Raw genomic sequence first — 13798 nt, 5'->3', positions numbered from 1 at the left:
GCGCTGCAGGATCTCACCGGAAGTACGGCTCGTCCTGGACCCAGTTGAATCCCCTGCTCCGCAACGTCATGGCGTCGTGGTCCATCCGGTGCGCGACGATCGTGGTCGGAGTGCCGTCGAGGTCGCCGCTCAACACGAGGGTGTCATCGTCGGGACGATCGATATCGAGGACCGCAGCTGGTTGCTGAAGCCGCAGTGTGCCGTCGGCGATCTCGGCCGGTATCGGAACGAGTGCACCGTTCATCATCTGCAGAGTCGTCGCGCCACCGGTGTCGAACACGAGCCGTTGCCAACGGATTTCGTCGGTCGTGAGTGGCGGCACCGACCTACCGTCGGCGCGAAAGTCCTGGACCGACCAGATGCCGTACAGCTCGGGCTTGGGTGCACCACCGCCGTACTCGTGGTACGCGGTCCAGCTGATCTGGGCCGCTCCGATCGCCACCCAGATGCCCAGGACCACCTGGATTCCCGCCGCCCACCGGTTGAGCTTGTCCTGTGTGAACAGTGCGGGCGGGTTGACGGGATTCGCTGATCGTCCGAATACGAACAGATCCAGGAGGTTTCGCATCTGCGGTGCCAACAGGATGAGCGAGAAGACCACGAGGTGGAACGAGAGGATCTTGACCGGGACGTCGAAGGTCATGTTGAGGATGAACACCTGGACCATCGCGACGAAGCTCACGATCGCGCCGAGCGTGGCTGTGCGCGACCAGAACAGCAGGAGACCGCCGAGTACCTCGACGCTGCCGAGCAGGATCTCGTAGACCGGTGAACTCCCCACCTGCATCCACAGCACCGACGCCGGGCTGAAGTCGCCGTACGGTTCGAGGAGCGTCGCCAGTGGGGGTTGGCCCATCTGCGACGGGATGAGCTTCGCGAATCCGTAGAACAGCATCTGCCCGCCGAGTGCGAGCCGCAGGAACAGCACCGTCCACGACCACAAGCGGATGTATTCTGGCCGTTGACGATCCAGGGCCGACCACAGAGCTGTGGCCACCACCGCGACTACGGCGATCAGGAACAGGTAGACCCAGATCGCGGTCTGATCGCCACTCCCCGAGTCCAGATCGAGCACTGCCTCGACCCCGAAGATGTTGCGGCCGAACCACTCCATCACCGGTGCGAGAGCATTCATCTGCCACACGATCATGTTCTCCGGCAGCAGGTTTCCCAGTAGGCCGAAGAACATGAAGGTGATCTGCGCGAAGGTGAGGCAGAACAGTGCCGTGTAGATGAAGGCGAACCGGAACGCCACTTTCCTGGCCGGACCCCAACGACGGATCGGGGTCGAAGGTTCTCTGGTGGGGGCGGCCTCCGCGTCCTGGGCCGTGTCGATCACAGTCATATCGCGAGGCTAAGCCGGCGAAGGTGGCCGCCACATCGGTGAAAGGACCGAGATCACCCCCTACTTCCGGGTGAGTCACCTCCGGGTCATCCGGGGTTGACGACCACATCGATAGAGAGGGTCTGAAGGGTTTCAGGGCTGCTCGGGAACCGGACGGCCGGACTGGCGCGACCACTGCTCCGGGTCATCTCGCAGCAACCGCGCGCGGCCTCTCCGGCGGTATCGCCAGATCTGCATCGCACCGAGTCCCCAGAGCAGGAACTGCGCGGCCATCGCCCAGGTGAAGGCCTCGGCCGGATAGCCTTCGACGCCATCCGGGGTGCGCCAGTCCAGGATGAGACCGATCAAGCCGGCGGTGACGAGGGTCGCGAGGAACCCGGCCTGATTGATGAGCCCGGTGGCTGTGCTGGTGCGAGAGACGGGGTTCGAGGTGCGGCCGAGATCGAAGCCGACCATCGACGCCGGACCACCCATCCCGCAGATGATCACCAGGATGACGAGCAGCCAGAACGGCGCCGGGCCGGGCCACGCCAGCACCATTGCCCAGGCGGTCGCGATGCTCGCGATCACCCCGAGAACCAACGTCGAACGGTGCCACGGTGATCGGGTTATCAGCCACGCGAATACCGGGCCGAACCCCATGATCGCGAGCACCATGATCGTCAACAGAAGACCCGCGGCGCCGGCGCTCAGGCCCTGGCTCTCCACGAAGAAGGGATAGCCCCACAGGAGTCCGAGGACGTTGGCGCTGAAAGGGGTGGAGAAGTGCATCCAGAAACCCAGGCGGGTGCCGGGATGTTCCCACGACTCGCTCAGGCTTTGCCGGATACCCGCCCACCCGAGGACCGGACCCGACACCGAGCGCGCCGTCGGCGAATCGCGCACCACCAGCAAGGTGGCCAGCAGCAGGGCGGCGCCCATGGCCGCGGTGGCGAGATACGCGTGCGTCCATCCCAGGGTCGACAGCGCCCACGTCATCGGGATCGCCGCCGCCACCGCACCCAACTGACCCAGCACCCCGGTGAGTTGAGTCATCAACGGGATTCGCCGCGTCGGGAACCAACTGGTGACCAACCGCAGAACACATACGAACGTCATCGCGTCGCCGATGCCGACGAAGAACCGGGACGACAGCGCCCACGGGTAGCTGTCGGCGAAAGCGAAGCTGAACTGCGCGAGGACCAGGATCAGTGTCCCGGTGAGCATCACCCGCCGCGACCCGAACCGGTCGACCAGGAGTCCGACGGGAACCTGCATCAGGGCATAGACCAGGATCTGCAGCACGACGAAGGTCGACAGCTGCGACGCGGTGATGTCGAAGCGTTCGGCCGCCAGCAAACCGGCCACGGCCAGCGAGGACCGCTGCAGGACCGCGACGAAGTAGACCGTGAGACCGACCAGCCAGACGACCATGGCCTGGGTCGAGCGCGCGGGCGCGGTCATCGGTCGCCGACGTTCACGCGCGCAGGATTCGTTCGGTCACCTCACCATTGTCGGGGTGGGCGCAACCGGTTTGACCAGGGCTCTGCTCCGGGCGGTACTCCCGGTCCGGAAGCCGCCCGGGTGTACCTGCGGTTGAGGGACGCGCGGCCGTTCCTCCCTATGATGATCAGGTATACGCAGGGCATCCGAGCCCGGTACCAGGGCGCGGAAACAAGGGTTCTCTTGATCCGACCCGTCGAGAAAGAGCAAGGTCATGGATCAACCCAGCACAACATCTGATCGCGAGCTCTCCAAAGAGGTAATCGAGGATCTGAAGTCAAAGGGCTACAACCAAACCCAGATCGCCGAGATGTACGGCGTAACACGGCAGGCAGTCTCCTGGCCTTTGAAGACCTACGGCGGAAAGAAGTCGACGCGCCAGCTGATCAACGACTACTGGCCCTGGGAGACCTCAAAGGGCCACGACAAGGCGATTCCCTACCGGCGACTTCGTGACCACGGGGAGTACATGGCAACCTTCGGTGCCGGTATGAACTCCGACAAACTGGACAGACTTCGCGTCTGGTGGCGAAAACTCGAACGCGAGGCTGTAGTTGTCGAGTTCGACCCGAACATCCCACCCACCAAGGGAATATGCGCTCAAGGAGGGTTCGCCTACCGTCAACGCGACGATTCGGACGGCAATCTCCTGATCCGCGTGAACGAATACACGAACCTCACTGATGAGGGAAGGAAAGTTTGGTGCCGGCCCCCGGCTGGTGCACTCGAGACCTCCTGAGAGGGCCGACCTCGCGAAACCTAACCCCGCGCCATATCCACGAACCTGCTGAGATGCAGCTGGTGCGCGACGGTGATGGTCGCGGTGGGGCCGTTACGGTGCTTGCCGACGATGATGTCGGCCTCGCCGGCGCGCGGGTCGTCGCGCTCGATCGAGTCGGGGCGGTGCAGCAGGATGACCATGTCGGCGTCCTGTTCCAGCGAACCGGACTCACGGAGGTCCGACACCTGCGGCTTCTTGTCGGTTCGCTGCTCGGGACCACGGTTCAGCTGGCTGATCGCGATCACCGGAACCCGCGAGTTCCGTTGCCCGACATCGTTAGTTGCGCGGAACTAACAACGCCAACGTCGGGACGACCGCCAACCAGCGGTCACAATCTTGGTGGGTCAACTGACCCGGTCGAGACTCCTCGTATCTCATGAAACTGATGTCCCGCAGAACTTCGGGCCGTGTAGCCCGAACATACGAATGTAGCTGCTAGGCCTTCTCTGACCACGCCGCGTGCCAGTCTCGTGGGTAGTATTCCGCACGTGATTTCGTGCGATCAGGTGAGCCATTCCGCCGTCACGTCGACGACCTACAGATTCACCGCGTCAGCGAATCGGCCCCTCCGAACGACGCGCTCGTTTGCAGCGATCGAGTATGGAGTCCTCGAAACTGTGACGAGCAGTGGGTCATGATCCCTCTGATGATCGAGACCGACGACCACCTGGTGGATCTGTTCGGCAAACTGATCGGTGCGGCCGGGTTGGCACCCACGGTGTGCGGTCCGATCGGACCGCGGCAACTCTTCGAGAACCTTACGAAAGCAGCACCCTTCCTTACAGATACATACGTGCGACCCGAAGACGGGCTCGCCACTGTACAGACGCCGTCGTTCGACTTGGCGTGGTCGGTCTTCACCAACGGTCAGCTCAGTGTTGCCGTCTTTGTCTTGATCCGGTTCGACGACAACTTTTCCGGACACCTGCTGCGGTTGGTGATGCAACCATTTAGCGATATGGCGAAAGCCAGCGGTTGTAGCTCCTCCATCGCCAGCAAGGGAAGCGCCGACGAGGACGTGGCCGCGGCGATGCGCGGAGCGCGTTCTGTTCCAATGGATCTTCTGCTGGCCGGCGGCGACATCCACTCGACCCCTGTGGGCCAACCTCCTTTTCTCCCGCCAGAGCAGGGCACTGCCTACGGCTCGGTTCCAGCTCCGCACCATCCACCGCAGCTGGAGCCGACTGCACACGCCTCAGCTTTCACGACCTCGCAACCGCTGCACGCGAACGGCCTCCATCCCGGATCTCAGCAGCACAGCGTCACTGGACCTCCCACAGTCACACCTGCGCCTCGCCCTGTAGCGCCCGCTCCGCCTCCACCCCCACCTGCACCTCCCCAGCCACGCCCGCAGCCGGTCCCGGCAGGTCCGCCGCCCGATGGTGGCCGATTGCTCACGCCCGGAGCCAACACCCCGCTCTCGGATTCGCCTGGGACTACCGACCTCCTGGTCGAACTCGGATGGTTCGTCAACGCTCCAGGGCTGGAGTTGGATGCGACCGCGATTCTGCTCGGGGACGACCGACGCGCATGCTCGGACAGACACTTCGTTTTCTTCAACAATCCGAAATCTCCCGATGGCGCAGTCGAACTCGTCGGCGATCGACAAACAACGCCGGGCGGGTACGAGGTCGCCACGATCTCGGTGCGATTGGACATGCTCTCCCCAGAAGTCGAGTCAATCGTCTTTCCTGTTGCGATCTACGACGCCGCCACGCAGAACCAGTCCTTCGGGATGATTCCCTCCACCTATGCGCGGGTTCGGTCACATGACGCCGCACAGTCGCAGGCAACGTTCGTGATGACAAATCACTTGACAGCAACCGAGACCGCAATGGTCTTCTGCGAGGTTTATCGGCGCGGCAGTGCGTGGAAACTTCGAGCCATCGGCCAGGGCTACGCCAGTGGCCTCGCCGGTATCGCCACCGACTACGGCGTCGACGTCGGCTGACGCTCGATGTGAATCGACGGAACCAGAACAGGATCACTCATGGATACCCTCATCATCATCATCGTCGTTCTCTTGCTTGCGTGGGCCGGTACTTACGGCTACCAGACCTTCTTGGGACAACAACTCAGCTCTCCGGTGAACCGGACCACTCAGGATCATCCGACCATCGTGATCCAGAAACTGGTGTCGACCGCCGCAGGACGCGGTTGGGGGACCGAACTGCAGGGCACGACCGTCGTAGCCAAGCACAGCACCGGGGCACGGGTCCTGATCGAGGTGCAGCCCGCCGGGCAGGGTAGTTCGCTGTCCGGCCGGATCACTGACGTCCGAAGGGGTTCCATCGGCACGGTCAAGACGTACAAGAGCGGTCAGTCACTGCTCCGCAAGCGTGAACAACTCGTCGCGGCAGGCTGACTACGCAACCACGCAGTAGCAACGCAATAGCTCGACAGATCTCTACTGTTTCTGGAGGATTCGGTGGCAATCGACTACACCCGTCGCGATCGGCGCTCTGGCAGCGACCGGCCGGCGGACCACGAGGCACGATCCACTGCAACACCCGGCCAGGCGCCTGTCGACGAGCCAGTCTCACCCACCAACGGGCGGATCGACTACTCGCGGCCCGACCGGCAGCGCCGGAAGCCCACGCCGGTCACCTCGCCGTCCGCTAGTGGCCCCGCGGTCACCGCTGAAAAGACCGCAACCGGTCCGATCTCGTACGCCCGCAGCGGGAGATCGACGAGCCAGCGCGTCGACTCCGGATCAGTATCCGCACCAAGCCCGGACCGGGACCGAGCCACGCCTACTCGGCCGTCGACCCCGTCGCCGGTCACTTCGGTGCGCAGCGGACACATTCCCGATCGGATCGCGTCTCGGGCCGAGTCGACTGCCTTTATCCCCGAAAGCTCCTCTCTTGCAGCATCATCTGAGGCAGTCGAGCGATACATACCGACGATGCGCACACACGTCGACCACTACCTGCGCAGGGTGGGAGACGAGATGTCGCGCATCGCTGCGAGCATGCCGGACATCTCGCCGACCGTGTCAAAAGTGACGGCTACCTACGACCGTCTGCAGAGTTTGATGAAAGACCGGTTCCCAGATCAGTTCGGCACCCTCTACCACTCCGCCGGCGGACCGATGCCACCCGTAGACGTCTGGGTCGGCGCCACCGAGGCACTCATCACAGAACTCACGACAAGACGGATACCCCTGACAACCGGTGGACGCGCAAAGGACTGGGAACGCTTCTCCGCCCAATACAAGGGCTTGGCATGCCATTTCCAGCCGATCCTCGATGACCTCCACAAGCGGGCGTTCAATGACGCGGTCAAGATTGTCAAGGACGAATCAGGCCGCAAGCACGAAATACTCGCAAGCAGCGACCTGACGGCTTTCCCGGCCACAGACGTCCTGGCGGCGGACCTTCCATCGGTCCTCGCCGATCTCCGCCCAGGCCTCGGCCAGCTCTACGTGTCGCTGGGTGGTGCACTCGCGGCACTCGAGGTCGATGTCACATTGGTGGCGGGAGACAGCAAGTCCAGGCAGGAGATGAACGTCGAAACGACGGCGGCGTCCTACCCGGCGATCCTCGACCTCGGCCGGGCCGGTGGATTCCGCACGACCGAACCGCTGATGGCCGAGCGGGTCATCCTGCAGCTACTCGCCAGCCTGCCCGCGGATCAGCTGACCATCAGGGTTTTCGATCCGCTCAAACTCGGCGACTCCGCAGCGTTCCTGTACGGCCTCGACGAGGTCATGGACCGCGTCATCGGCGATAAGGTCAAGACCACCGACCGCGAGATCGACGAGCTGCTCCAGGAAACCGAAGAACACATCACCCGAGTGACGCAGAAGTACCTCCAGGGTGAACACGCCACCCTCACCGACTACAACATCGCCGCGAAGATGGTCACCGAGCCGTATCGGGTCCTTCTGCTGTACGGATTCCCCGCAGGATTCGCACGCCAAAACCACCTCGACCACGACCGTCTCGAACGACTCGCCAAGATCGTCGACGGTGGCTCGCGCGCCGGAGTGTTCACCATCATCGTCTCCGACGACATCGTCGGTACCGGGCCGACCACCCCGGCGCCCGGAGACGGCAACGCACGCAGCTACATTGACTCACTTCCGTGTTACGGCAGTGGCCTAATACTCGATCCACAGGCGCGGAGCTACCTCCTTGGAACTAGCCCGACAGACACCAAGGCACGACTGTCGACGATGACCAATAACAGCGGACTGGGATTCCGGCCCCGTGCAACCTTCGCGGATCTGCACAACACCGAACTCGAGGTGAGGTGGGCTCCGCTTGTCGTTCGTGCCGAGGAACAGGACGAGCGACGCGCGCTGCTCATCGAACGCGTCAAGAGGAACTTCCAGGCGAGCAACGGAACGGTCATCCGCCCCGGATGGGTTGCCTCGCTGGCCGGAGACCCCCTCACCGCCCATCCGTACGAACCATCGACTTGGTGGCGCAAGTCCACGGCCACCGGCGCGAACGCGAGCATCGGGCAGCTCGGCGCAACAAAGATCGCGCAGATCCGCCTGCATTCCGAGGACGGTGGCGTCGGCGCGCTCATCGGTGGTCGGCCTGGCTCAGGTAAGTCGGTGCTGATGCACGCAATGATCATGAGTCTCATCACTGAGTACTCCCCCACCGATCTCGAACTGTATCTCATCGATTTCAAGGAGGGTGTCGAGTTCAAGCGGTACGCAGACCACGCTCTGCCGCATGCCAAAGCGGTCGCAATCGACGCCGAGCGCGAGTTCGGAATTGCGGTACTCGAAGGAATGGTTGCCGAAATTGAAAGGCGAGGAGCACTTTTCAAGGCCTTTGCGTCGAACATCACCAAGCTCGACGACTACCGGAAGCAACCCGGGAGCGACGCTATCGCTCGCCAGATCACCATCATCGACGAGTTCCAGAAGCTCTTCGAACGTGATGACAAAATTGCCCAGCAGGCGTCCCATCTGATCGAACGGATTCTGCGCGAAGGTCGCGCATTCGGTCTGCATATCGTGCTGGCTTCACAGACGATTCAGGGTATGCAGGGCCTCGATCGCCATGTCCTGTCCCTGATCCCGACACGTGTAGCTCTACGTATGAGCGCCGGCGACTCCGAACTCATCCTGGGCGAGGGTAACCCCGAGGCGCGTGAACTGACCCGGGCCGGCGAGGGCATCATCAACATAAAGCAAGGGCATCCCGACGCCAACGAGCGGTTCCAGACCACGCTCTGGCATGACAAATCCGACCACGGAGAGATCGGTACCGACGCCGAAGATGTCTTGACCGTGATCCGGGCGAAGGCCGACCACATCGGGTTCACCGGTACGCCTCGGGTGTACGCCGGTGACGACTCGGCGGTGTTGACCGCCGACATCGTGTCCGAAGGCAGGATCCCGGTTGGACTGCCTGTCTCGTTGGCCCCGACATTGAGTTACGAGATGCGTCGCGAGGGTGGCGCAAATCTGTTAATCGTCAACGAATCGTATGGTCCGCTGCTCGCTGCGATCGTGGCTCTGCTCCGGGAAGGTGCAAAGGTCCGTCTGCTCGACTTCCTGGTCGGCGACGACGAGTGGTCCTCCGCTCGCAGCGTTCTCGAGTCGGCCCCGAGTATGACCGTGAGCGGGCGACGTTCCCTCGAAGGCGCCATCGACGAAGCCGCGACCGTGGTGGAAGAGCGCGTCGAGTTCGAGGACTACAACAACCCGGCGGAGTACCTGGTGTTGTTCGGGGTGCATCGTGCTCGGGATCTCGACCCGGACAACGACTACGACGAAACGTCGGCGAACTCGAAACTCACCCGTATCCTTCGCGACGGACCCGAGGTGGGCGTCCATGTCCTCGCCTGGGCCGATCGAGGGGGTATCCTGAATCGCCGAATTTCTCCGCAGGGGTTGCGCGAGTTCGGTTTACGCCTGGTCGGCCCCAGTTCGCCGGAAGATTCGCAGCTCCTCGTGGACAGTGATGCCGCCGCCACACTGAAACGAAATCAGGCCGTCTTCGACGATCACGATCACGGCGTGACAGCGCGAGTTCTGGCCTATGGGCCGCCGTCACCGGAGGCCCTCGCCGAGCTTCTGCAATGAGCAAGGCGCATACCGACCCAGAGGCGATCGCTGCGGTCAAACGCGCTCTCCATCAGTACGCCGAGCGGGTCGCTCCCACCGCAGCGGCCGCCGAGCGGGAGATGTTTGCGATCGCCGAGAAAGTGTCCTCCTTCCTGGACGAATGCGGCCGGGAGATCAGACGTCTCGAAGACGCGATCCGAATCCTCGAGTCGCAGGAGGATCCCGATGAGGAGCGGCTCCGGGAGAAGTACAAACAGCTGAAGATCTGGCAACGCAGGTACCGCGACAGCAAACAGCTACAGGCACAGCTACTCCGGGATCACGACACGTTTCGCGGTCACCAGCACCGCTATTCGAATGCCATCGAGCCGCTCGCGGAGCGAGGAGGTCAGCGAATGCGTCGGGCACGTGAAGACGTGATCAGATACGAGAAGAACCAGCAGACGCAGGCCAGATTCGCTACGCGTTCGTGGCGCCCGATGGTGGGCGATGGCGCAGGAGGTACAGGGACTGCGGGGTCCGCGACCTCGACTTCCAGCGGGGCCGCCACGCCAGGAAACACCACGTCGCCTCTCGATCCATCATCGGGCCGGTTTGCCACCGACGACGAGATACGTGTCGACGGACTACCCGATGGAATGTCACTCGTACCGCTGACCCGGTGCGTCGACGAGGGGCGGGTGTGTTCCGCCGCTGACTTCGATGCCGGGAAGGCAAGCGCCGAGGATTGTATCTGGGCCGCTCAGGCGTTCTACCAAGACCTGCTGCCCAGGATCTCCCGCGGTGGCGACGTGATGCAGCGACTTCGTGACACCGATGCCGGTCGAGGACTGTCCGGGAATCGGAGCCTGCAAGCCACTTTTCGTGGCTTCCTCGGGGACACAGGTATCCGTCTCGACGAACTGCCCGACGGCACCTACGACGTGCGTAACGGCGCCCACCGGATCTGGGCGGCGAGACAGATCGGCGTCACCCATCTACCCGCAACCGTCAGGAGGAGAAACGCATGAGTGCAGTGAGCGAGCACGACGAAGCCGTGAACCAGCGTCTGCGTGTCCAGCAGTCGATGGGTTCGCGGTGGAACGATGTGGTGTACAGCGCGATTTCGCGTGACGTGCTGAACCAGGTCACGATCGAAGAGCGTCTGTACGCCCAGCGCCTTCGCGATCTGGAACGGATCAATGTCCAGGCCAAGAACCGCCTGGACGTCATCAGACGCCAGAACCTGGCCTGACCCAGAGAAGAGACACCCCATGGCCGTCAACACAGATCCCGCCGCGCTCGCCCGGATGGCGCAGGAACTGACCCGACTCGAGAAGTCCGTCCAAGAGGCGACTCGTCGAGTACGCGCTCAGCTCAACGGAACCCAGTGGAACGACCCTGTGCGCAAGAACTTCGAAGAGCTCTTGGGCAACATCGAACGAAACTCGCGCACGATCGCGCAAATGTCTAATGAAGGCGCACGCATGCTCAAGACAAAGGAACAGCAGATCCGGGCATACATGGGTCGGTGAGCCAGGGAGGGCCTGCCGAAGTCCTTTGTCGGCCCCGCGGCTAACTGTACTAACCACGGACGTTAGGTCCGGCGTGGCGGGATGACATGACGAAGACCTCCGAGTGAGAGTGCGAACTGCCTAAGAAACGCACCTGCTCAACCGGAGGTCTTCGTGTCCCACCGTAACGCCCCACTGACCGAACTGGGTCGTGTCAACGGCCAGTTTGATGTCCCCGCTGGTGGCCAGGTAAAAGTCCCCACCCTGTGCGGGATGTTCTAGGTCGGTGGCACCTCCGTTCGGTGTGTCATGCGGTAGGAGTCGCCGTCGGTGATGACGATGGTGGCGTGGTGCAGGAGCCGGTCGAGGATGCTGGCGGCGGTGGTGTGTTCGGGCAGGAATCGTCCCCATTGTTCGAAGGGCCAGTGGCTGGCGATCGCGAGAGATCGGCGTTCGTAGGCGCCGGCGACGAGCCGGAACAGCAGTTGGGTGCCGGTGTCGTCGAGCGGGGCGAATCCGATCTCGTCGAGGATGAGCAGATCTTGGCGCAGCAGGGTGTCGATGGTTCTGCCGACGGTGTTGTCGGCCAGCCCGCGATACAGGGTCTCCACGAGGTCGGCGGCGGTGAAGTACCGCACTTTGTGTCCGGCGTGCACTGCGGCGATCCCCAGCCCGATCAGGGTGTGACTCTTACCCGTCCCGGCAGGGCCGATCAGGGCGACATTATGTTGCGCCCGAACCCATTCCAGTGAAGACAGGTATTCGAAGGTATTGGCCGGAATAGAGGATGCGGCCACGTCGAACGATTCCAAGGTTTTGGTGACCGGGAACCCGGCAGCTTTTAGTCGGTTGCGGATGTTGGAGGCATCACGAGCGGCGATCTCGGTTTCCACCAGGGTTCGCAGTACTTCTTCGGGTGTCCACCGCTGGGTTTTCGCGGTGAGCAGGACCTCGGGTGCGCTGCGGCGGATCGAGGCCAGTTTCAATCGGCGTAGCGCGTGATCGAGGTCGGCCGGTAGCGGCGGCACTGTCTGAGGTGCAACGGGTGTCGATGTTGTGGTGGTCATGACACCTCCTTGTCGCCGGCGCCCAGCTTGTAGGCATCCAGCGAGCGGGTGGGCGCGGTAGGCAGGTGACCCAACAGTGCTGTGCCGGCCGGTCGCGGGTTGGGGGTGCCGGCTCCGGCATCGAGGATCGAGCGCACATCGGCGGCCTTGAACCTCCGGAACGCCACCGCCCTGGTCAGAGCGGTGAGCACCTGTTCGCGGCCGTGGGAGGTGACGAGCCCGAGGATGTCATCGAGTTCACCGCCCAGGCGGGTGTTCCCGATGGCCGCGGCACCGACCAGGAACTGCTCAGCAACCTCACCGAGATCGCAGAACTGTTTCTCTACCGCAGTTTTGGGCCGTGGTGCACGACTGGGCGGGGTGCGTGGCCCCCCGTAGTGATCATCGTTGAGGACGACCTCACCAGGTGCGGCCAACAGATGATCGGCGACCACCTCACCGGAGGCAGGTTCGGCGATCAGGAGCCGCTCACCGTCCTGGATGAGGGTCACGGTGGTGCCGATGAGCCGGTTGGGTACCGAGTAGCGGGCCGAGGCGTACCGGATACACGAGAGGCGATCGACCTTACGGGTGACCGGCGGTGGACCGACCTGGGCCCGCAGAGACGGCAACGGGCTCAATGTGTCTCGTTCGATCGTGAGTTGGTCAGCAGGCACGCACAGTGTGTCGCTGTGACGGCGGGTGTTGACCTCGACACACCAGTCCCGCGCGGCCCGGTTCGCTGCGTGCACATCCAGCTGCACGTCGTCACGACCAGCAGCGATCTTGGCTTCGGTCCACAACGGCTGCGCCAGATCCGACTGCGCGTACCCGCAGAGGTTCTCCACGATCCCTTTCGATTCCGGATCGGCGCCGTGACAGAAGTCCGGGGAAAACCCGTAGTGGGTGGCAAACCGCACATACGTGGGGGTGGGTACGACGACGTTGGCGACGACTCCACCTTTGAGGCAACCCATCCGATCAGCGAGTACCTTGTTGGGCACTCCACCGATCTCTTCTAACGCTTCGGCGATGAATCCGAGTGTGGTGATGGATGTTTCGTTGGTGGCGAACCGAACGAACCGCCACCGCGAGAACGCCAACACCGCGCAGAACATGTGCAGCCCGCCGATAGCGGCCCAATCGATGACCAGGTAGTCACCCGGAGCCCACACCGCCGGGCGGCGGCCACGATGATGATCACGGCGCCACTGTGTTTTCTCCTGGGCGACGAGACGACGGAAGTTGCGGGCCGAGCCCTCATAGCCCGCGGCACGTGCTACCGGCAGCAGTCGCTTGGCGGTGATCCGGCCGTGTGACCGCTCGACTCGCTCAGCGACCAACTCGGCGACCGCATCGTAGTTGCGGGCCCGTTCCTTGCGGTCGGGTGGTTGATCGTCGGCCTCGAACCGGTCGACCACACGCTTGACGGTCTTGTGGGTGGTGCCGCACACCTCGGCTGCGGCGCGATAGCTTCCGAGTTCTCGGTAAGCAGAAATGATGTCCATACGGTCCTTCGCAGACTTCAATGGAACTCCCAGGCGGTGATGGTGATCGGTTGGCACCTTCACCGTCATCGCCTGGGCCCTCAGTTCCGGGTCGACACGACGAACACAGGGT

At 63.2% G+C, this 13798-nt stretch carries 11 protein-coding genes and 1 pseudogene; 7 read left to right on the top strand and 5 right to left on the bottom strand.

Annotated features, from left to right (window positions below; all coding sequences use genetic code 11):
* Positions 1–13: 13 nt before the first annotated feature.
* Positions 14–1345, bottom strand: coding sequence for a hypothetical protein (locus tag C5O27_RS05335; protein ID WP_035753995.1), 1332 nt, complete (start codon positions 1343–1345; stop codon positions 14–16).
* A gap of 132 nt (positions 1346–1477) precedes the next feature.
* Positions 1478–2788 (bottom strand): MFS transporter, encoded by a 1311-nt coding sequence (locus tag C5O27_RS05330; protein WP_127962101.1) that lies wholly within the window; start codon positions 2786–2788, stop codon positions 1478–1480.
* Between the two features lie 253 nt (positions 2789–3041).
* Here C5O27_RS05330 and C5O27_RS05325 point away from each other — a divergent pair, with 253 nt between their 5' ends.
* Positions 3042–3566: an XRE family transcriptional regulator gene (locus C5O27_RS05325; protein WP_127962100.1), complete on the top strand. Its 525-nt coding sequence runs from the start codon at positions 3042–3044 to the stop codon at positions 3564–3566.
* Between the two features lie 20 nt (positions 3567–3586).
* Here C5O27_RS05325 and C5O27_RS05320 read toward each other — a convergent pair.
* A pseudogene (locus C5O27_RS05320) lies at positions 3587–3859 on the bottom strand (DnaB-like helicase C-terminal domain-containing protein); the annotation flags it as partial.
* A gap of 395 nt (positions 3860–4254) precedes the next feature.
* Here C5O27_RS05320 and C5O27_RS05315 point away from each other — a divergent pair.
* The 6 genes from C5O27_RS05315 (at position 4255) to C5O27_RS05290 (ending at position 11153) form a co-directional block, all read left to right on the top strand.
* On the top strand, positions 4255–5559 hold the full coding sequence (locus C5O27_RS05315; RefSeq protein WP_244216595.1) for a TerD family protein: 1305 nt from the start codon (positions 4255–4257) through the stop codon (positions 5557–5559).
* A 39-nt stretch (positions 5560–5598) separates the two neighbouring features.
* Positions 5599–5973, top strand: coding sequence for a hypothetical protein (locus C5O27_RS05310; protein WP_127962099.1), 375 nt, complete (start codon positions 5599–5601; stop codon positions 5971–5973).
* A gap of 540 nt (positions 5974–6513) precedes the next feature.
* On the top strand, positions 6514–9657 hold the full coding sequence (locus tag C5O27_RS05305) for an FtsK/SpoIIIE domain-containing protein (RefSeq protein WP_127962098.1): 3144 nt from the start codon (positions 6514–6516) through the stop codon (positions 9655–9657).
* Entirely contained in the window at positions 9654–10649 is a 996-nt protein-coding gene (locus tag C5O27_RS05300; RefSeq protein WP_127962097.1) for a hypothetical protein, read from the top strand. The genes C5O27_RS05305 and C5O27_RS05300 overlap by 4 nt, the downstream gene beginning before the upstream one ends.
* Positions 10646–10873 carry a hypothetical protein gene (locus C5O27_RS05295; protein WP_119033471.1) on the top strand — a complete coding sequence of 76 codons (228 nt, stop codon included), beginning with the start codon at positions 10646–10648 and terminating at the stop codon, positions 10871–10873. Before C5O27_RS05300 ends, C5O27_RS05295 begins: the two co-directional genes overlap by 4 nt.
* Positions 10874–10892: 19 nt before the next feature.
* On the top strand, positions 10893–11153 hold the full coding sequence (locus C5O27_RS05290) for a hypothetical protein (RefSeq protein WP_127962096.1): 261 nt from the start codon (positions 10893–10895) through the stop codon (positions 11151–11153).
* A gap of 257 nt (positions 11154–11410) precedes the next feature.
* Here C5O27_RS05290 and istB read toward each other — a convergent pair whose 3' ends face one another.
* Both istB and istA read right to left on the bottom strand, forming a co-directional pair.
* Positions 11411–12199, bottom strand: coding sequence for an IS21-like element helper ATPase IstB (istB, locus tag C5O27_RS05285; RefSeq protein ID WP_062394395.1), 789 nt, complete (start codon positions 12197–12199; stop codon positions 11411–11413).
* Positions 12196–13707 (bottom strand): IS21 family transposase, encoded by a 1512-nt coding sequence (istA, locus tag C5O27_RS05280; RefSeq protein WP_127962052.1) that lies wholly within the window; start codon positions 13705–13707, stop codon positions 12196–12198. Before istA ends, istB begins: the two co-directional genes overlap by 4 nt.
* Positions 13708–13798 lie beyond the last annotated feature (91 nt).

Origin of the sequence: Gordonia alkanivorans, from assembly GCF_004011905.1 — a bacterium.
In the GTDB taxonomy this organism is placed as follows: Bacteria; Actinomycetota; Actinomycetes; order Mycobacteriales; family Mycobacteriaceae; genus Gordonia; species Gordonia alkanivorans.
The sequence above is the reverse complement of the archived record's forward strand: the minus strand, read 5'-3'. Positions and strand labels throughout refer to the sequence as shown.